Source organism: Spongiactinospora sp. 9N601, assembly GCF_044326295.1.
In the GTDB taxonomy this organism is placed as follows: domain Bacteria; phylum Actinomycetota; class Actinomycetes; order Streptosporangiales; family Streptosporangiaceae; genus Spongiactinospora; species Spongiactinospora gelatinilytica.
Window position 1 is genome coordinate 80,600 of sequence record NZ_JBIRBB010000012.1, and the last position, 19,602, is coordinate 100,201.

Here is a 19,602-nt window from a genome sequence, read left to right on the forward strand (position 1 = left end):
CGGTCACTCCCTCCTCAGGTGGCCGCGCGGGCCAGGTGGTGCCGGCGCGGCCCGCGGCGTTCGACGAGTGTGAAGGCGGCGTTGAGCAGGTAGCCGAGCACGCCGACGAACACGATGCCCGCCCACATCGCGGCCGGCTCGAAGTCGCGCTGGCTGTCCACCAGGTGCGCGCCGATCCCGTGCTTGCTGCCGAACATCTCCGACAGCACCATGAGGATCAGCGCGAGGCCGATGCTGATCCGCAGACCGGCGATGATCTTGGGGGCGGCGGCGGGCAGCACGATCCTGCGCAACCGGCGCAGCCCGCGCACGCCGAAGACCTCGGCGCTGTCCAGGTGCAGCCGGTCCACCGTGCGCACGCCGTCCATGGTGTTCAGCACCACCGGCCAGATGACGCCGAACACGATGGTCGCCACCTGCATCGACGTGCCGAGCGCGAACACGCTCAGGAACACCGAGATCAGCGTGGGCGGCGGGATCGCCCGGCCGAAATGCACGATGGGCTCGACGTACCCGGCGAACGCGCGCGACAGGCCCAGCGCCACCCCGAGGGCGACACCGGCCAGGCCGGTCAGCAGCCACCCCGCGAACAGGTTGAGCAGGCTCGGTCCGAAGTCCTCGACGGCCTCCTCGGTCAGGAAGAAGCGGTCCGCCGGGCCGGAGAACCAAAGTTCGCGCCCGGTGGCGACGATCTCCGACGGCGGCGGGAAGTACGCCTCCCCGACCTGGCTGGTGACCCGTTCCCAGAGCCACACCAGCAGGACCGCGAACCACAGCCTGCCCGCCGTCCACGTCACGGCCCCGACCACTCGGCCCCTCACCGCAGGTCCCCCGTGCGTACGGCATGCCACCGGAACGCCGTCCGCGAGAGGCGTTGCAGCAGGGTGTTCACCGCCAGCCCGAAGACGCCCGCCCACAGCGCCACGGCGAGCATCACCTCATCGGAGCCGCCGCCGCTGCGCGCCTGGATCAGCACGACGCCGATGCCCCGCTCGCCGCCGCCGTACAGTTCCGCGCCGATGACCACGACCAGCCCGATCGCGGCCGAGACGCGCACCCCGGTGGCCACGAACGGCGCCGCGCTCGGCAGGGAGACCCGCCACAGCACGGCGAGCCGCCCGAACCCGAAGCTGCGCAGCGCCTCCTTGGCCAGCGGGTCCACGTCCCGCAGCGCGTAGATCGTGTTGAGCAGGATCGGCCAGGCCGCCGCGTAGCAGATCAGCGCGATCTTCATCTGGGTCTCCGCGCCGAACAACAGGATGGCCAGCGGGATCAGCGCCACCGAGGGGATCGGCCGCAGGAACTCCACCACCACGCCCGCGGCGGTGTTCAGGAAGGACACCGAGCCGAGCAGCACCCCGGTCAGCACCGCGGCCACCGTCGCGAGGGCCAGGCCCGCCGCCCAGGCGGCCACGGTGTCGGCCGCGTTCAGCAGGAACCCGCCGTCGGCGGCGAGGGCGAAGAACCGCACGACGACCTCGCTGAAGGGCGCCAGCCCCAGGACGCCGGTCCGGGTCAGCACCTCGGCCGCCGCGGCCGATACCAGGGCGCCGATCGCGCCGCGGACGACACCCCCGGTGTTCACCGGGACGCGGAGAAGAGCAGGTCCGAGACGTTCAGGTCCTCGGCGAGCAGGCCGTACTCACGCATGCTGTCGGCCACCCGCTGCAACCGGGTCGCGTTCAGCGAGGTGGGGAACCCGCCGATGGCCAGGCTGCCCGCCACCCCGGGCTGGATCTTGGTATACGTCGGGATGATCTCCACCACCTTGGCGCGGTCGGCCGCGGCGGCCTGGGCCTTGACCATGGCCCGCTGGAAGGCGGCGAGGGTCTTCGGGTTCTCCTTGGCGAAACCGCTGGTGGTGGCGTAGCCGGCGATCGGGAAGTCGGCGGTGGGGCCCTGGGCGGTGTCCCAGATCATCTTGGCCCCGATGGACTGGCTGAGCAGCGTGCCGAACGGCTCGACCACCAGCGCGGCGTCCACCTTCTTCCCCTTGAGCACCGCCTCCATCTCCGGGAAGGGGAACTCCACGAAGTTGTCGTCCTCGTCGAGTTTCACGCCGTGCGCGTCGGCGGCGACCCTGACCAGCATGGTGCCGACGTTCCTGCGCGTGTTGACCGCGATGGTCTTGCCGGCGAGGTCGGCGGGCGAGGCGATCGGGCTGTCCTTCGGCACCATGATGACGTGCGTCTTGGGCGCGCTCTGGAAGCCGTCGGCGACGACCTTCAGGTCGAGCACGTTCTTGGCCGAGGCGCTGAAGAAGGAGACGTAGTTGCCGAAACTGACGTCCAGCGCGCCGCTCTTCAGCTTCGGAATGGCCTCCGCGCCTCCCGCGAGGGGCTGAAGCTTCACCTGTAGGCCCTCCTGGCCGAACAACCCGTCGCGCACCGCGAGTTGCAGCGGCGCGACGTCCACGACCGGCATCGTGCCGACCGTTATCTCGGTCTTCTCAAGGCCGGAGCCGGACGCCGGGCGCGCGGATGTGTCACCGCCTCCGCTACTGCATGCGGCGGTGAGTGCGAACGCGATGAGAACGGTGAGGGATGTGCGGAGTTTCATGGATCCTCCGGACTGCGCTGGCGCGCCGAAATACAAACTCTGGGGGGGAACGGAGTGGATCGTAGCGCACAATTTTCACTAACAGCGCGTTTTATCACTCCGATATCAAAATGCTCTCTCGCCTCCCGCCAATAGCCACATTCAATGACATATGGCAGCGAATCGGACAGGGTATAGCCGCCCGGCCGACCCCTCCGCTAGAGTGCGCTGGTCTCTCGCAAGGGACAGATCATGCCCGGTGACGAAACGGCGTGAGGATTCGGATTTGTTAGAGATCGCCGAACTGACCCACACCTATCGTGGTGCCCGTGGCGCGCACACGGCCGTGCAATCGATCGATCTGAGTGTCGCGGCCGGCGAACTGGTGTGCATCGTGGGACCATCCGGATGCGGAAAGTCGACATTGTTGCGTTCCATCGCCGGACTGATCCGGCCCACCGCCGGGCGCGTACTGATCCAAGGGGTTCAGGTCGACCGCACACCTGACAATCTGGCCGTGGTCTTCCAGGATTACAGCCGATCTCTTTTCCCCTGGATGACAGTGGCCGAAAACGTTTCGCTGCCACTTCGCCGCAGGAGCGTGAAACGCGCCGAGCGGCGGCGGGTGGCGCTGGCCGCCCTGGAGCAGGTCGGCCTGGCAGGGGTCGGCGGGAAATACCCGTGGGAGCTTTCCGGCGGGATGCAGCAGCGCGCCGCGATCGCCAGGGCCATCGCCTACCGGCCGGCGCTGATGCTGATGGACGAGCCGTTCGGGTCGGTGGACGCGCAGACCCGTGAAGACCTGGAGGACCTGGTCCTGGCCGTCCGCCGGGCGCACGGCATGACGATCCTGCTGATCACCCACGACATCGACGAGAGCGTCTACGTGGGCGACCGGGTCGTGGTGCTGTCGAAGTCGCCCGGCACGGTGGTCGCCGACCTGCGGGTGGAGTTGCCTGGGCCGCGGGAGCAGATCGCCACCCGCGAGCACCCGGAGTTCGTACGGCTGCGCGCCGAGGCGGGCCGGTTGGTACGCGGCCGGTCCGCCCCGCCCGAGCCAGCGGGGCAGGGCCGGCGGGTCTCGGCCGGCCCTCAGACGCCGTAGGCGGCGCGCATCGTGAGCGCGTGTTCCACCAGCGTGATCAGGGTGTTCTTCACCGACTGCCGGTCACGCGCGTCGGTGCGCACGATGGGGATGTGCGGGGCCAGCGTCAGCGCCTCCCGCACCTCCTCCTCACCGTGCGGATAGGCCCCGTTGAAGCCGTTCAGGCCCACCACGAACGGCAGGCGGGCCTCTTCGAAGTAGTCGACCGCCGGGAAGCTGTCCGCGAGCCTGCGGGTGTCGATCAGCACGACGGCACCGATCGCGCCGCGCACCAGGTCGTCCCACATGAACCAGAAACGGTGCTGGCCGGGGGTCCCGAACAGGTAGAGGATCAGGTCCCGGTCCAGCGTCACCCGGCCGAAGTCCATCGCCACGGTGGTCGTCGTCTTCTCGGGGGTCAGCCCGAGGTCGTCGATGCCCGTGCTGGCGTCGGTCATCACCGCTTCCGTGGTCAGCGGCAGGATCTCCGAGACCGCGCCCACGAAGGTGGTCTTGCCCACGCCGAACCCGCCCGCGACGACGATCTTCGTCGAGGTCAGGCCGCCACCACTCCGGCTAGAGCCTGCGATGTCCACTTAACACCCTTTCCAGCAAGCCGACCCCCGGCTTGCCGGCCTCATGCCTCCGCCACCGAACGGAGTGCGCGGCACAGCTCCTTGATGGCACGTTACTCCCTGGTGAACGACATTATGAGGTGGTTGGACATCTCCGGGGGTGATCGGCCGTCACACCTGTGCGCCGTACGACGCGCGGACCTGCACGACGTACTCCACCAAGGTGATCAGAGTCGACTTGACCGAATCCCTCGACCGCGCGTCGCAGCGGACGATCGGAATGTGCGGAGCCAGTGCGAGCGCCTCGCGCACGTCGTCCTCGACGTGCGGGAACTGCCCCTCCCAGCCGTTCACTCCGACGATGAAGGGAAGCCCCGCCTCCTCGAAGTAGTCGATCGCCGGGAAGCCGTCGGCGAGCCTGCGGGTGTCGATCAGCACGACGGCGCCGATCGCGCCGCGCACCAGGTCGTCCCACATGAACCAGAAACGGTGCTGGCCGGGGGTCCCGAACAGGTAGAGGATCAGGTCCCGGTCCAGCGATACCCGGCCGAAGTCCATCGCCACGGTGGTCGTCGACTTGGTGGGCGTGAGCGCCAGGTCGTCGATGCCCGTGCTGGCGTCCGTCATCACGGCCTCGGTCGTGAGCGGCAGGATCTCCGAAACCGCTCCGACGAAGGTGGTCTTGCCGACGCCGAACCCGCCCGCGACAACGATCTTCGTGGAGGTTAGACCGCCGCCGCTAGAGCCTGCGTAGTCCACTGAGCACCCTTTCCAGCATGTGCAGATCTGGCTGACCCTCGTTGAGACGCGGCTGGTGGAGACGGACCAGGTTCTCATCGGCCATGTCGGCCACCAGCACCCGCGCCACGCCCAGCGGGACTCGCAGGAGCGCGGATATCTCGGCCACGGACCGGACCGAGCGACACAGTACGACGATGCTCTCCTGTTCGGGGGTGAGCAGCGCGAGGTCGCTGTCCGGCATGGCGTAGGAGGAGACCAGCGTTTCCATCGCCAGGTGGTAGCGCGGCTCGACGCGACCACCGGTCATCGCGTAAGGACGGAACAGGGGCTCGTCGTCCCCGGTTCCGTCAGCGCCGCGCACAGCCCTCTCCATTCATCATGATCATCGCGTCCTGGAAGTCTGGAGTTCGGCGCGCAGCGCCGGGGTCAGGACCTGCCCCGCACGATCCACCAGCAGGGTCATCTGGTACGCCACAAGGCCCATGTCGCAGTCGGGGGCGGCGAGCACCGCGAGCACGGAGCCGTCGCTGATCGCCATGACCAGCAACAGGCCGCGCTCCATCTCGACCACCGTCTGCGTCACCGCGCCACCCTCGAACACCCGCGAGGCGCCCACGGTCAGGCTGAGCAGCCCGGCCGCCACGGCGGCGAGCTGGTCGGCCCGGTCCGCGGGGAAACCCTCGGAGTTCGCCAGGCACAGCCCGTCGGCCGACACGACGACCGCGTGCGCGACACCGGGTGTGCCGCGGACGAACTCGGTGATCAGCCAGTCGAACCTACGAGCGTCGTGGCTCAGCGTGGTCACGCCTCCTCCTTCGCCGGCCGTGTGACCGAGACGCCCTCATGGTCGTATCGCTCACTCACTGGCCCTCCTTCTTGTCCGATCTGTTGGGACCGGACTCGTCACGAACTTCCGCGCGCCCTCGGCGCACGCCCTGTTGCAGGCTCGCCATCCGGGTGCGGACCCGCTCAGCCGAGACGGGGGGCATGGGCGTGGGCGCGGCGACGGGCGTCTGCGCGGCGGCGGACACCCTACCCGGCACGAGGTTCGCCTTGGGCGTGCGCTTGGGCAGCCCGGCGGCGGTGATGCCGCCCAGGGAGGGCTCGGCCGCCGCGGCGGCGGCCCGCCAGCCCTCGTCGGCGGCGGTCTGCCAGACGTCCTGCCCCTGCTTCTGGGCGGGCTTGGCGGCCGGCTTCTGCACCGGCTCCGGCGGCGTGTCCACGGCCGCCCTGGCCGACTCCCACTCCGCGAGGCGGTCCTGTTCCTCGCGCCTGGCCCGTTCGGCCTGCTCCGCCGCCGTCTCGGCGGCGATCTCCTCCGGCGCGGCGTCCGGCTTGCGGAACCAGGCGGACTCCACCGAGGCGAAGATCGGCAGGTACTCCTCCCCCGAATCCAGGGCGGAGACGTCGACGGCGGGCATCGCCGCGGTCGATGGGTCGTCGTCTTGGGGAGTCCAGGAATAGGACGATGTCGAGGACGCGGACGACGTGCCGGTGCGGGCGTCGTTCGACGGTACGGCGGGCGCGAACGGATCGGACCGGGGCGCGCCGGCCGGCGGCTCCTGACGCTCCGGCCGCGTGAAGGCCCCGCTGTCCCCCGGCGAGCGGGTGAACGCGCCGCTGTCACCGGGCGAGGCGCGGAACGCGCCGGAGTCGCCGCCGGTACGGCCGAAGGGATCGGCGTCGATGGACGGCCTGCCGAAGGCGCCGGTGTCGGTGGGCGAGCCGGTCCGGCCGAACGGGCCGGGCTGGGGGCGCGAGTCGCCACCGGTGAACTCGTGGGTCGGGAAGCCGCCCGACGCGCCTCCCCTGCCGAACGGGTCGCTGTGCCCGCCGAACGGATCGGCGTCCGGCCGGCTCTGACCGCCGCCCGGGGAGTCGGCCGTGGTCTGGCCGAAGTTCCACTCGCCGCCCGCGGGCGGCCGGGACGGCGCCTCGAAGGTGCGGTCTCCCGGCTGCCTGCCGAAGCCGTCGTCCCCGCCGGGCATGCTGCCGAACTCGTTCTTGGCCACGCCCGCCGAGTCGCGGCGGGCCAGGGTGTCCGCGCCGAACAGGGTGCCCGAGGCGGAGCCCGTGCCGCCCGGCTGGAAGGGCCCGAAGCTCTGCGGACCGGTGCCCATCCCGTTCGTGGCCGCCGGCCAGCCGGCCGGGGTGGCCGGCGTGGCGCCGGAGTCGGCGATCAGCGCGGGCGGGATCAGCACCATCGCGATCAGGCCGTTGCCCTCGGCCAGGCGGAGCTGGGCGCGGATGCCGTGGCGCAGCGCCAGACGGCCAACGACGAAAAGACCCATTCGCCGGGACACCGACACGTCCACGACCGGCGGCTCGGCCAGCCGGCGGTTGGCCTCGGCGATCTCCTCCTCGGTCATGCCGATGCCGGAGTCGATCACCGACAGCAGCGCCCCGCCGCCCTCGATGAGACTGCTCGACACGGTGACCTGGGTGTTTCGCGGTGAGAACTGGATGGCGTTCTCCACCAGCTCGGCCACCAGGTGGACGAGGTCGTTGGCGGCGCTGCCGACCACGGAGATGGCCCGGTGCACCTTGACCTGGACGCGCTCGTAGTCCTCGACCTCCGACAGGGAGGCGCGGACCACGTCCACCAGCTTGGCGGGCTGGCTGCGCCTGCGGGTCGGTTCGTGGCCGGCGAGGACCAGCAGGTTCTCACTGTTGCGGCGCATGCGGGTGGCGAGGTGGTCCAGCGAGAACAGGTCGCCCAGCCGCTTGGCGTCCTCCTCGCCCTTCTCCAGGCCGTCGATCAGCGAGATCTGCCGCTCCACCAGCGTCTGGGTGCGCCGGGAGAGGTTGACGAACATGGCGCTGATGTTGCCGCGCAGCTCGGCCTCCTCGGCGGCGAGGCGTACGGCCTGGCGGTGGACCTCGTCGAACGAGGTGGCCACCTCCCCGATCTCGTCTCGGGAGTCGACCGAGATGGGCTGGACGGGCGGCGGCGTGGCGTCGCCGCTGAGCCGCATCTCGCGGACGACGTTGGGGAGGCGGAAACCGGCGATCTCCAGGGCCTCGGTGCGCAGCCGGCGCAGCGGCGAGGTCATCGAGCGGGCGATGAACACGGTCAGGACCAGGACCAGGACCAGGAGGGCGAGGATCGAGGCGCCGGCGATGGCCGCGTTGCGCTGCTCGATGTCGGCGAGTTCCCGGTTGCGGGTGATCACGCCGTCGGCGACCTGCTTTTCGACCTTGCCGATCAGCTCGATGGTGGCCGCGCCCTGCTCGAACCACTCGCCTCGCTTGTAGGGCTCGAGCAGCGCGCCCCGGGCCAGCGTCCCGCCGGTGCTCTGGATCTTGATGGCCTGCGACTTGGTGATCTCGGCGTTGGTGCGGCGCTCGTCGGCGATGGTCCGGTAGAGGAGCTGCGCGAAGGCGGCGCCGGCCTCGGTGGCGAACTCCGCGAGGTACTTGCCCTGCTGGTCCCGGGAGGCGATGAAGTCCTCCATCTCCTGGGAGCTGACCAGCTTGGGGTCGAAGGAGCCGATCAGCAGCCGGTCGCGCTGCTTGGACGCCTCCTCCTTGGCGTGCGCGAGGGCGCTCAGGCCACGGAAGTTACTGACCGTCTCGGGGTCCCGGCTGACGGTGGCGAGCTCGTCGTGGACGCGCAGCAGCGCGGTGTTGAGCGCGGTGTAGGGGGCGGACTGGATGACCCGGTCCTTTTCCTTCTTGCGGTAGGCGGGCAGCGCGGCGATCTGCTGCTGGGCCTGGCGTACCGCTTCGGGGGCGAGGGCGCCGTAGGAGGCGTCGATGATCGCGAAGTCCTTGGTGACGCCCGCGAGCAGGACGTTCACCTTGTCCTGGCGCTTCTCGTACAGCTCGTGCAGGCTGTTCGCGGTCACGCGGCTGCCGTCGTACATGATGCGCTGCTGCTGGCGGCGGTTGGTGTTGAGGCGGGGGTTGACCTCGACGGTGAAGGACCACCAGGTGGCGAAGTCGCGTTCCTCTCCGAGGGCTTCGGTGAGGGCCCGGATCCGGCCGGCGGCCTCGGCCGCCGTGGCGGCGCGATCGTGGACGGTGATGCTCTCGATCGAGGCGACCACACGAGCACCGGACAGGAAGACCGCGACGGTGGTCGGAACCAGGATCAGCGCGGCCATGCGGGTACGCACCCGCCAGTTGCGCAGGGCGAAGACGCGCTTCGCGAATGAGGGCCGCCCACGATCGTCCCTGGCGGTACGGTCGGCCTCGTTAGTACCCGTCGCCACGCTCTCGCTACCCCCAACCGTCGCAACCAAACCAGCCATATCAGACCACAAGGTCGCGAGACATATTGGAAAGACCGGCAAACCCGGTTTAATCGTTACAAAGGTGACAGAATGCTGAGCACTGCCGCATTACCGTAGCGCAGCGAGCACATGGTAGCGAACCTGGCTGCGTCGATCTTCATCAGCGAGCAGGCGTCCGGCACTGTCGACGACATAGAAGACGTCCACTGCCTCTGCGCCGAGAGTCTCCACGCACGCGGCCCTGACGTCAAGACCGCATTCCCCGAATGCCCGCCCAATTCGCCACAATAGCCCCGGACGATCATGAACCCGGACTTCTACCACCGTAGCGGTCGCTGAGGCGTCGTCCAGAAGCGTCACCCTCGGCGGAGCCGCGGGCACCCGCGCGGGACGCGCCGCACGTGCCCGGCGAGCGAGCCGCCGCTCGATGTCGAGCCGCCCGGCGAGCACCAGCCGCAGGTCGGACTCGATCGTGGCGGGATCGGGCGGCGAGCCGTACTCCGGGACCACCGAGAACTCGATCACCGCCGTCGCTCCCGCCGACGCCGCCGTGGCCGAGCGGACCACCAGCCGGTGCGCGGCCAGCACGCCCGCGGCGCGCCAGAGCAGCCCGGGGCGATCCGGCGCGGCCACGGTCACCGCCCCGCCGTGAACGCGCACCGCGCCCCCGCCATGGCGGGCGAGCGCCGCCTGCTCCGGGCGCAGCACCGGAGCAGGCGGCGGCGGTGCGCCCGCGAGCACCGAACGCACCCGGCGCACCAGGTCCGACACCAGCGTTGCCTTCCAGCCGTTCCAGGCCGCCGGACCCGTCGCCCGGCCGTCCGCGACCGCCAGCGCGGCCAGCAGGTCCAGCACCTCGCGGGTGCCGACCGCCTCGGCCACCCGGCCGATCGTCACCGGGTCGGCGAGGTCCCTGCGGGTCGCGGTCTCGGGCAGCAGCAGATGGTGGCGGACCACGGCCGCCAGCACGTCCACGTCGGCGGGCGGCAGGCCGATGTGCGCGCCGATGTCCCTGGCCACGATCTCGCCGGTGACCGAGTGGTCGCCGGGCCAGCCCTTGCCGACGTCGTGCAGCAGCGCGGCGATCAGCAGCAGGTCGGGGCGGGACACCTCGCGGGTGAGCGCCGCGGCCCCGGCGGCCGTCTCGATCAGGTGGCGGTCCACGGTGAAGCGGTGGATCGGGTTGCGCTGCGGGCGGTGGCGGACCCGCTCCCAGTCGGGCAGCAGCCGTACCACCAGCCCGGCCTGGTCGAGGTCCTCCCAGACGGGCACCGCGGCGCGGCCCGCGCCGAGCAGCGCGACCAGCGCGTCGCGCGCCGCGTCGGGCCAGGGCACCGGCATCGGTGCGGAACGACCGGCCAGGGCGGTGACCGTGGCCGGCGCGAGCGGCAGCCCGGCCTCCGCGGCGGCGGCAGCGGCGCGCAGTACCAGCGCCGGGTCCCTCGCCGGGTCCGCGCCGCGGGCCAGCGCGACCTCGCCGCTGTGCTCCACGACACCGTCGGCCAGCGGCCTGCGCCCCTGCTGGCCGGGCCGGGAGACCGGCCGGTCCACCGCGCGCCAGGTGCCGTCCAGCGCGTGTGCCACGGTACGGCCGGCCTCGGCCACCCGGCGCATCAGCGTCTCGGCGTCCAGCAGGCCGAGCGCCCCGGCCACCGCGTCCTGTTCCTGGAACACCAGCCGGTCGGCGCCCCGGCCGGTCACCAGGTGCAGGCCGTGGCGTACGTCCAGCAGCAGTTCGTACGCCTCGCGGACGCGCGGCCCCGGCCCCCCGGCGACCCAGGCCGCGGCCACCGCCCGCATCGCCTGGACGTCGCGCAGGCCGCCGCGCGCGTCGCGCAGGTCCGGTTCGAGGAGGAAGGCCAGCTCACCGGAGGTGCGTGCACGCAGTTCGGCCGCCTCGCGCAGTTCGGCCAGCCGCCGCGCCGAACCGGCCCGCCACTCGGCGAGCACCGCCTCCCGTACCGACCGGGTCAGGTCGGCGTCACCGGCGACGTGCCTGGCCTGGATGAGCCCGAGCACCGCCTTGAGGTCGTCCCTGGCGACGTTGACGGCCTCCTCCGGGGTGCGCACCGAGTGGTCCAGGGCGACGCCGCTGTCCCAGACGGGGTACCACAGGCGGTCGGCGATCCCGGCGATGTCGTCCCTGTCGTCGTGGACGAGCACAAGGTCCAGGTCGCTGCCCGGTGCGAGTTCGCCCCTGCCCAGGCTGCCCACCGCGACCAGCGCCACCCCCTGCTGGCCCGTGCCACGCTCCCACGCATACGGCCCGGCACACGCGGCCCGCAACAGCCCATCCAGCCACCGATCCACAGAGGCCACCCGCTGCCTGCGCTCAGCCACAAAGGACTGTGTTTCCATGCGAGTTCCTATGCGACTCGCTCCGCTCGCGCGGGGCCCGGGCGCCTTCAAGGTCGCGTCCTCCGCTCCTCGCTCCCTCGTTCGTCCCTCACTCGATCGCTCGTCGCTCCGGACACGACCGCGCCCGGTCCCATGCGTGCTCATGGTGAGCGCATCCCAGGACAAACCACGTCGCTCGCGACGCTGACGCGTCGCCTCGCGGCCCGGACGCCGACAACCGGCGCACTTCCCTCGCCGCTCATCCGCTCGTCCCTCGCTCCTTCACTCCTCAGACCAGAGCACCGGCGCACCCTCACAGGCTCCTTCACTCCTCAGACCAGAGCACCGGCGCGCCCACACGGGCCCCTTCACTCCTCAGCGCAGGGCACTGGCGTGCCCTCGTGGGTTTCTTCGGGTGCGTGGTGGCGGTCGCGCGCGCGTGTTAGAGGGCTTCGGGGCCGCGTTCGCCGGTGCGGACGCGGACGGCGGTGTCGACCGGGACGGACCAGACCTTGCCGTCGCCGATCTTGCCGGTGCGGGCCGCCTTGACGATGACCTCGATCACCTCGTCGGCGTCGTCCTCCTCGGTCAGCACCTCCAGGCGGATCTTGGGGACCAGGTCCACCTGGTACTCCGCGCCGCGGTAGACCTCGGTGTGACCGCGCTGCCTGCCGTACCCGCTGGCCTCGCCCACCGTCATCCCGGTGACACCGTGCGCTTCGAGCGCGGCCTTGACGTCGTCGAGCTTGAACGGCTTGATGACGGCGGTGATGAGTCTCATGTGCCCACCTTCCTGGTGCTCTGCCCGGCCGGTACGGCCGGGCGGACGGCCGCGGAGACCCCGGCGGCGTGTACGGTGCCGAGGTCGTAGCCGGTCTCGGCGTGTGTGGTGATGTCGATGCCGGTGACCTCGTCGTCGTGCGGTACCCGCAGGCCCATGAAGCGGTCCACGGCCTTGGCCAGGCCCCAGGAGACGGCGAAGGAGTACAGGCCGACCGCGACCGGGCCGAGGATCTGGACGCCGAGTTGGGAGAGCGGCCCGCCGTAGAACAGCCCCTGGTTCTGGGCGGTCCCCGCGACCGGGTAGGCGGCCACGAAGCCCAGCGCGACGGCGCCGATCACGCCGCCGACCAGGTGGACGCCCACCACGTCGAGCGAGTCGTCGAAGCCGAGCCGGTACTTCCAGCTCACCGCGTACGAGCAGACCGCGCCCGCGAGCGCGCCGATCAGGAAGGCCGCCCATGGATCGACGAACCCGCACGCGGGAGTGATCGCGACAAGTCCGGACACCGCACCGGAGGCGACGCCGAGCGTGCTGGAGTGCCCATCGCGAAGCTTTTCGACCAGGAGCCACGAACCGGCCGCGACGGCGGCGGCGACCTGGGTGTTCATGAACGCCAGCCCCGCCGTGCCGTCCACCGCCAGCTCCGAGCCGGCGTTGAAGCCGAACCAGCCGAACCACAACAGCCCCGCGCCGAGCAGCACCAGCGTGAGGTTGTGCGGGCGCATCGGATCCTTGCGCCATCCGGCCCGTTTGCCGAGTACCAGGACCACGGCCAGCGCCGCGGCCCCCGCGTTGATGTGGACGACGGTGCCGCCGGCGAAGTCCTCGACGCCGAGTCCGCTCAGCCAGCCGCCACCCCACACCCAGTGCGCGACCGGGAAGTAGACGACGCTCACCCACGCCAGCGCGAACACCACCCACGCTCCGAACCTGGCCCGGTCGGCGAGCGCGCCGCTGATCAGCGCGACGGTGATGACCGCGAACGTCATCTGGAAGGCGGAGAACACCAGGCTGGGCATCCCGGTGCCGTCGGTCTTGGTGGCCGTGTCGACGAGCCCGGACAGCCCGAGGTGGTCGAGGCCACCGATGATCTTGTGGAGCGGGCCGGTGCCGTCGCCCACGGCGTCGAAGGCCAGCGAGTGCCCGTACAGCACCCAGGCCACGGTCACCACGATGATGCTCACCCAGGACATCATCATCATGTTGAGCACGCTCTTGGCCCTGGTCATGCCCCCATAGAAGAACGCGAGGCCGGGCGTCATGAGCAGGACGAGTGCGGTGCTCGCGAGCATCCAGGCGGTCGAGCCGCTGTCGATCTCCATTTCGACGCGACCCTCCTTCCGATCGGCGGGTACCGGTGGTTCCCCCCCGCGGTGGCCGCCTCCAGGGCTTCGCCGATCGGCCGCGCACCACGGGTTCAGTGAGCCATCAGCGTCGTCTTCCGCCGTTTCGAGTCCCGACAAGGTGTGTTTCACCTGGGTGAATCTCTGACATCTGGGGTTTCCGCAATGTTTCGGATGGGCCGAAATCAAATGTTTTGGTAACTGTGGATTGGCCGTTTCTTCAGGGCACGGTCACCACCGCGCCGGTCAGCCGGGAACGTTCCGCCGCCCAGGCGACCTGGTGACTGTGCAGGCTCTCGCGGGGATCGGACAGGATCAGGCCAGGATCGTCCTGGGCGATGGCGTCCAGGAACGCCCTGACCAGCCCGCCGTCACCGCCGCCGTGGCCGTCGGCCGCCGACGGGCCGCCCTCGGCCACGTCGATCTCCTCGGTGGTCCCGGTGAGGAAGTCGGTCACCGTCAGGACATGACCGTCGCCCTCGATGGAGCCGCGGGTGCCGAAGATCCGGGTCTTGCGGAACGCGAGCGGGGTGAACGCGGTCATGGTGAAGGACGCGCTGGCCCCGCCCTCGAATTCGAGGTTGACCACCTGGTGGTCGACCACATCGTTGTCACAGTCGTACACGCACCTGCCGTACGGGCCCTCGCGCAGCGCGCGGAGCACGCCCTGTTCGGTGACGTCGGGCGTGAGTACGGAAAGCGGCCATGACTCACGGCGGGGGTCGCCGACGAAGGAGAGATAGGTCCGTTTCGCGGAGTAGGGACAGGTGGTCTCGACCGCGCAGTCCAGGCAGCGGTCCGCCGCGCCCGCCGGGCGGTTCTCCGGCCGGAAGTGGTGCAAGCCGCCGAAGGAGGAGGCCCGCACCACTCTGCGGCCCACGATGTGGTGCAGCCAGTCGAGGTCGTGGCAGGACTTGGCGAGCAGCATGAACGTCGACTCGTCCGAGCGCCGCCAGTTGCCGCGCACGAAGGAGTGCGCGTGGTGCCACCAGCCGACCGGCTCCAGGTGCTGCACGCTGACGATCTCACCGATCCGGCCGGAGCCGACCAGGGCCTTGGTGGCGCGGGTGTAGGGGGTGTAGCGCAGTACGTGGCACACGGCGAAGATCACTCCGGCCCGTTCGGCCGCTGTCACGATGGCGGCGCAGTCCTCCTCGCGGACGGCCATCGGCTTTTCGAGCAGGATGTGGTAGCCGAGTCCGGCCAGGCGGACGGCGGGTTCGACGTGGCCGGCGTCCTGGGTGGCGATGATCACGGCATCGGCGAGCCGGGGGCGCTCGGCCAGGTGCCGCCAGTCGGTGAACGCCTCGGCTCCCGGGTGCTCGGCGGCGGCCTTCGCCCGCCGTACGTCGTCGGGCTCGGCCACGGCGACGACCCTGGCGCCGTGCCGTACGGCGTGCCCTGCGTAGGTCGTTCCCCGGGAGCCCGCGCCTACCACCGCGAGTGTGATCATGGATAATCCCTCGGTTATGTAAGGGGTTAACATATTTGCTCGGATGCTAGATTGCCGATCGGTTAGGGTCAATGCTCGCGGGCGAGGTCGGATATGCAGAAGACTGACGTAACCCTGGTGCGGCAGGTGAACACCCGGGTGACGCTGCGCGCGCTACGCGCGGGCGGCGCGCCGACGTTGACCGAGCTGGCCAGGGCCACCGGCCTGTCCAGGCAGACGGTGGAAACGGTGCTCGCTGAGCTGGCCGGGCGCGGGCTGGCCCAGGAGATACCGCCGAGCGAGGGCGGCCCCGGGCGTCCGGCCCGCCGCTTCCGGTTCCGCGCCGACGCGAGGTATGCGCTGGGGCTGGACGTGGGGGCGCACCGGGTGCTCGCGCTGGTCACCGACCTGGACGGCACGGTGGTCGCGACCGAACGCGCCGCCGTCGCGGCCGACGCCCCGGCGGCCGAACGGCTCGCCGCGCTCCGGGCGGTGGCCGAGGCGTGCCTGACCCGGGCGGGCATCGTCCGCACCCGGCTGGGCGCGGTGGCGGCGGGCACGCCGGGCGTCGTCGATCGCAGCGGCCGGGTCACCGTCGCCGGAGCGCTGCCCGGGTGGAGCGGCCTCGACCTGGCCGGTGTGACCGGCGGGTGGTTCGGCCGGCCTGGGTTCGCCGGCAACGACGCCAATCTGGCCGCCGTCGCCGAACACTGGCGGGGGGCGGCCCGGCACGCCCGCGACGTGGTGTACATCCTGGCCGGGCATCGCCTCGGTTCGGGAATCCTCATCGGGGGGCGTCCCCACCTCGGGCGTACCGGCGCGGCGGCCGAGATCGGCACCCTGCGCCTGCTGGGCTGGGAAGACGCCCCCGCCGAACTCACCGGCGAGGCGACCGCCGACCAGATCTTCGCCGCCGCCGACCAGGGCGACCCCGCCGCCCTCAAGGCCATCGACCGCTACGCCCACCGCGTCGCCCAGGGCGCCTCCGCTCTGATCCTGACCATCGACCCCGAACTCGTCGTCCTGGGCGGCGGCTTCTCCCACGCCGGCGACCTCCTCCTGACCCCCCTCCGAGCCCACCTCACCCCTCTCTGCCTCACTCCCCCGGAAATCACCGCCTCCACCCTCGGCGACGAAGCAGTCGCCCTGGGCGCCACCCGCCTCGCCCTCGACCACATCCACCAAGAACTCCACATCTAGACCAGTCCCCACGAGCGAGGGCCGAAGACCGGTTCCCAGCGGCCGAGCAGCCACGCGCAGCATCGCCATGTTGGCCGACGCGGCACGTCGCGTCGGGGAAGGCGGTTCTTCCTGGGACGCACTCAGCGCAACCACACACGGGCCCGGGCGCGATCGTGTCCGGACCGACGAACGAGTGAGGAACGAATGAGTGCCGCGAGGGCACGCCGGTGCCTGGACTGTGAAACGGGCGGATGCCGCCAGGGCGCACGCCGGTGCTCTGGGCTGAGGAGCTGAAGGGGCGAGGGAAGAACGCCGGTCATCAGTGCCTGAGCTGCAGCGCGTAGCGCGCGAGTAAGGCGGTTTGTCCCATGATGCACTCACCGCGACCACCCACGGGACCGGACGCGTCCTCCCTGAGCTGAGAAGCGAAGGAACGAGAGAGGAGAGCCGGTCGCCAGCGCCCGAGCCTCGACGCGCACCGTCGCGATGGTGGCCCACGCGGCGTGTCAGCGTCGGCTTCTCCTCGGACGCACTCACCACGACCACCCACGGGACCGGGCGCGCCCTCTCAGGACTGAGAAGCGAAGGAACGAGAGAGAAGACCCGCGTCGCCGCGTTGGCCGACGCGACACGCAGCGACGCCAGTAAGGCGGTTTGTCCCGTGATGCACCGACCGCAACCACCTACGGCCCCGGGCGCACCCTCTCAGGGCCGAGAAGCGAAGGGACGAGAGAGGAGAGCCGCGTCGCCGCGTTGGCTGACGCGACACGCAGCGACGCCAGTAAGGCGGTTTGTCCCGTGATGCACCGACCGCAACCACGCACGGGACCGGGCGCGGTCGTGTCCGGAGCGACGAGCGATGGAGTGAGGGAGCGAGGAACGAGCGAGTGAGCGACTGAGCGAGGAGCGGAGGACGCGGCCTTGAAGGCGCCCGGGACCCGCGCGAGCGGAGCGAGCGCCATGAGCACAGCGCGGCCTTGAAGGCGCCCGGGACCCGCGCGAGCGGAGCGAGCGCCATCAACACAGGCGAACGCCGATATTACGCTGCGGCCAGTTTGCGGAGGCGGGCCAAGGCGTCGCGTTCGATGCGGCGGGCGCGGTCGCGGCCGATGCCGTAGCGTTCGCCGACCTCGGTGAGGGTGTGCTCGCGGCCGTCGACCAGGCCGTAGCGCCAGCGCAGCATCTCGCGGGTGTTGTTCTCCAGGCCGGTCAGCCACTCTTCGAGGCGCTCGCGTTCGAGCACGTCGATGGCCTGCTGCTCGGGGTCGGCCCAGGTCTCGGCGGCGATCATGTCGCCCAGCTCGGTCTCGTCCTCGTCGCCCACGCCGAGCTGGAGGGAGACCGGGTCGGAGGCCCAGCGGCGCAGCTCGCGGACGCGTTCGATGGGCAGGTCGAGGACCTGGGCGAGGTCGTCGTCGGTGGGCTCGGCGTCGAACTCGGCCAGCATGTCCCTGCGCACCCGCATCAGCCGGGTCATCTGCTCCCCGGCGTGGGTGGGCAGCCGTACCGGGCGGGCCTGCTCGTGGATGGCGCGGCCGACCGACTGCCGGATCCACCAGGTCGCGTACGTGGAGAACTTGTACCCCCGCCGGTAGTCGAACTTCTCCACGGCCCGTACCAGCCCCAGGTTGCCCTCCTGGACCAGGTCGATCAGCGGCATCCCCCGCCCGGAGTACTTCCGGGCCACCGCCACCACCAGACGCAGGTTGGCCTGGATGAACTCGTCCTTCGCGCGCCGGCCGGAGATCGCCAGCCGTTCGAGCTCCTCGTCGGTGGCGTCACCGACGCGGGGCTCGGCCATGGCCGCGTCGAGTAGCTGCTCCGCATACAACCCCGCCTCGATGCGCTTGGCCAGCTCGACCTCCTCCTCGGCCGTCAACAGGGGCACTCGCCCGATTTCCGCCAGGTAAGTGCCGAGCAGGTCTCTATCTGAAACCTGCTGTTCCTGTGCGCGATTCCCCGTGGGCCTTGCCATCCCCTGGCACCTCGTTCCCGCCGCTGCCCAAGATTGCGTCTATTTGCGTATGCGTGTTCTTGAGTGGTTAGTCCTGACTGCGCCGTCTGCTTCGACCAACGACTCGATCAGGGCAAAGATTCCCTCAATGCATACGCCCGCAGGACGGTTTTCGTTTCCTCCTCACGGAGGATGCACGAACACTTCACGAACTTCGCGGCGGGACTCGGGCCGGACACGGGTCACGCCACCTTGCGACCACCCCGCCAGACCTGGTGCACGAGCGGTACTCCCGGCCGGTACGCCAGGTGGACGTAGGAGGGCGCGTCCAGGACCACCAGGTCGGCGCGCGCTCCGGGGCGCAGGACCCCGATGTCGTCGCGGCGCAGCGCGCGCGCTCCGCCGTACGTCGCGGCCCGGACGGCCTCGAGCGGGGTCATCCGCATCTCGCGGACGGCCAGCGCGATGCAGAACGGCATCGAGGAGGTGTAGGACGAGCCCGGGTTGCAGTCGGTGGCCAGCGCGACCGTCACGCCCGCGGCCAGCAGCCGCCGCGCGTCCGGGTACGGCGAGCGGGTGGAGAACTCCGCGCCCGGCAGCAGCGTGGCCACCACGCCGGAGGTGGCCAGCGCCGTGACGTCGTCGTCGCTCAGGTGGGTGCAGTGGTCGGCCGAGGCCGCGCCCAGTTCGCAGGCGATCTCCACGCCCGGCCCCACCCCGAACTGCGCCGCGTGGACCCGCGCGCCCAGCCCCGCCGCGATCCCGGCGGAGAGGATCTCCCTGGACTGGTCGCCGTCGAACGCCCCCCGCTCGCAGAAGACGTCGATCCACCTGGCCAGCGGCGCGCAGGCGGCCAGCATCGGCCCGGCCACCTGCCGGACGTAGTCGTCGGTGCTCACCCCGGCGGGCACCACGTGCGCGCCCAGGAAGGTGGTCTCCTCGGTGAACGCGCCGGCGATCTCCAGTGACCGGCGTTCGTCCTCCTCGGTCAGGCCGTACCCGCTCTTGATCTCCACGGTCGTGGTGCCCTGGGCGAGCATCTCGGTGACCAGCGCGGCCGTGCGCGCGGCCAGCACCGAGTCGGCCGCCTCCCTGGTCGCGGCGACGGTCGTGCGGATGCCGCCCGCGCCGTACTGCTCGCCGGACATCCGCGCGACGAACTCCGCCGTGCGGTCGCCCGCGAACACCAGGTGGGCGTGGCTGTCCACGAACCCGGGGAGCACGCAGCGCCCGCCGACGTCCACCCGCCGGTCGGCTTGCGGCGCGCTCGCGGCGGGCCCCACCCAGGCCACGGTCTCGTCTTCGACGACGAGCGCCGCCGAGGCGATCTCCTCCCCGCCCGTCTGGTCACCGGTGTAGAGGAGCCCGATCTCATCGAACAGAATTGATGCCACTTA

At 70.9% G+C, this 19,602-nt stretch carries 16 protein-coding genes; 2 read left to right on the forward strand and 14 right to left on the reverse strand.

The window, feature by feature from the left end; all coding sequences use genetic code 11:
- Positions 1 to 14: 14 nt before the first annotated feature.
- The 3 genes from ACH34R_RS27530 to ACH34R_RS27540 are packed head-to-tail and all read right to left on the reverse strand — an operon-like array spanning position 15 to position 2,559.
- Positions 15 to 821, reverse strand: coding sequence for an ABC transporter permease (locus ACH34R_RS27530; protein ID WP_397564430.1), 807 nt, complete (start codon positions 819 to 821; stop codon positions 15 to 17).
- Positions 818 to 1,585 carry an ABC transporter permease gene (locus ACH34R_RS27535; RefSeq protein ID WP_397564431.1) on the reverse strand — a complete coding sequence of 256 codons (768 nt, stop codon included), beginning with the start codon at positions 1,583 to 1,585 and terminating at the stop codon, positions 818 to 820. The genes ACH34R_RS27530 and ACH34R_RS27535 overlap by 4 nt, the downstream gene beginning before the upstream one ends.
- The gene (locus tag ACH34R_RS27540; RefSeq protein ID WP_397564432.1) at positions 1,582 to 2,559 is read right to left on the reverse strand and encodes an ABC transporter substrate-binding protein; all 978 of its coding nucleotides are present in this window, start codon (positions 2,557 to 2,559) and stop codon (positions 1,582 to 1,584) included. Before ACH34R_RS27540 ends, ACH34R_RS27535 begins: the two co-directional genes overlap by 4 nt.
- Positions 2,560 to 2,710: 151 nt before the next feature.
- On the opposite strand from ACH34R_RS27540, the gene ACH34R_RS27545 reads away from it, so the two are divergent.
- A complete protein-coding gene (locus tag ACH34R_RS27545) occupies positions 2,711 to 3,643 on the forward strand; it encodes an ABC transporter ATP-binding protein (RefSeq protein ID WP_397564434.1) in 933 nt (310 codons plus the stop codon).
- Here ACH34R_RS27545 and ACH34R_RS27550 read toward each other — a convergent pair.
- The 9 genes from ACH34R_RS27550 to ACH34R_RS27590 all read right to left on the reverse strand — a co-directional run bounded on the left by ACH34R_RS27550 (position 3,631) and on the right by ACH34R_RS27590 (position 15,090).
- Complete coding sequence (locus ACH34R_RS27550) at positions 3,631 to 4,182, reverse strand: GTP-binding protein (RefSeq protein ID WP_397564614.1); 552 nt, start codon at positions 4,180 to 4,182, stop codon at positions 3,631 to 3,633. The genes ACH34R_RS27545 and ACH34R_RS27550 overlap by 13 nt on opposite strands.
- A 186-nt stretch (positions 4,183 to 4,368) precedes the next feature.
- Positions 4,369 to 4,956 carry a GTP-binding protein gene (locus tag ACH34R_RS27555; RefSeq protein ID WP_397564435.1) on the reverse strand — a complete coding sequence of 196 codons (588 nt, stop codon included), beginning with the start codon at positions 4,954 to 4,956 and terminating at the stop codon, positions 4,369 to 4,371.
- Complete coding sequence (locus ACH34R_RS27560; RefSeq protein ID WP_233507127.1) at positions 4,937 to 5,299, reverse strand: DUF742 domain-containing protein; 363 nt, start codon at positions 5,297 to 5,299, stop codon at positions 4,937 to 4,939. Before ACH34R_RS27560 ends, ACH34R_RS27555 begins: the two co-directional genes overlap by 20 nt.
- Before the next feature lie 21 nt (positions 5,300 to 5,320).
- On the reverse strand, positions 5,321 to 5,743 hold the full coding sequence (locus ACH34R_RS27565; RefSeq protein WP_397564436.1) for a roadblock/LC7 domain-containing protein: 423 nt from the start codon (positions 5,741 to 5,743) through the stop codon (positions 5,321 to 5,323).
- A 55-nt stretch (positions 5,744 to 5,798) separates the two neighbouring features.
- Positions 5,799 to 9,152 carry a nitrate- and nitrite sensing domain-containing protein gene (locus ACH34R_RS27570; RefSeq protein WP_397564437.1) on the reverse strand — a complete coding sequence of 1,118 codons (3,354 nt, stop codon included), beginning with the start codon at positions 9,150 to 9,152 and terminating at the stop codon, positions 5,799 to 5,801.
- Positions 9,153 to 9,281: 129 nt separating this feature from the next.
- Positions 9,282 to 11,531, reverse strand: a complete 2,250-nt coding sequence (locus ACH34R_RS27575; protein ID WP_397564438.1) for a [protein-PII] uridylyltransferase — start codon at positions 11,529 to 11,531, stop codon at positions 9,282 to 9,284.
- 421 nt (positions 11,532 to 11,952) lie between these two features.
- On the reverse strand, positions 11,953 to 12,291 hold the full coding sequence (locus tag ACH34R_RS27580) for a P-II family nitrogen regulator (protein ID WP_111165601.1): 339 nt from the start codon (positions 12,289 to 12,291) through the stop codon (positions 11,953 to 11,955).
- Positions 12,288 to 13,616, reverse strand: a complete 1,329-nt coding sequence (locus tag ACH34R_RS27585; RefSeq protein ID WP_397564440.1) for an ammonium transporter — start codon at positions 13,614 to 13,616, stop codon at positions 12,288 to 12,290. Before ACH34R_RS27585 ends, ACH34R_RS27580 begins: the two co-directional genes overlap by 4 nt.
- A 241-nt stretch (positions 13,617 to 13,857) precedes the next feature.
- Positions 13,858 to 15,090, reverse strand: coding sequence for a Gfo/Idh/MocA family protein (locus tag ACH34R_RS27590; RefSeq protein WP_397564441.1), 1,233 nt, complete (start codon positions 15,088 to 15,090; stop codon positions 13,858 to 13,860).
- A gap of 93 nt (positions 15,091 to 15,183) precedes the next feature.
- On the opposite strand from ACH34R_RS27590, the gene ACH34R_RS27595 reads away from it, so the two are divergent.
- Positions 15,184 to 16,269 (forward strand): ROK family protein, encoded by a 1,086-nt coding sequence (locus tag ACH34R_RS27595; RefSeq protein ID WP_397564442.1) that lies wholly within the window; start codon positions 15,184 to 15,186, stop codon positions 16,267 to 16,269.
- 1,021 nt (positions 16,270 to 17,290) lie between these two features.
- Here the strand turns inward: ACH34R_RS27595 and ACH34R_RS27600 are convergent.
- Positions 17,291 to 18,226, reverse strand: a complete 936-nt coding sequence (locus tag ACH34R_RS27600; protein WP_397564443.1) for an RNA polymerase sigma factor RpoD/SigA — start codon at positions 18,224 to 18,226, stop codon at positions 17,291 to 17,293.
- Between the two features lie 221 nt (positions 18,227 to 18,447).
- On the reverse strand, positions 18,448 to 19,599 hold the full coding sequence (hutI, locus tag ACH34R_RS27605; RefSeq protein WP_397564444.1) for an imidazolonepropionase: 1,152 nt from the start codon (positions 19,597 to 19,599) through the stop codon (positions 18,448 to 18,450).
- Positions 19,600 to 19,602 lie beyond the last annotated feature (3 nt).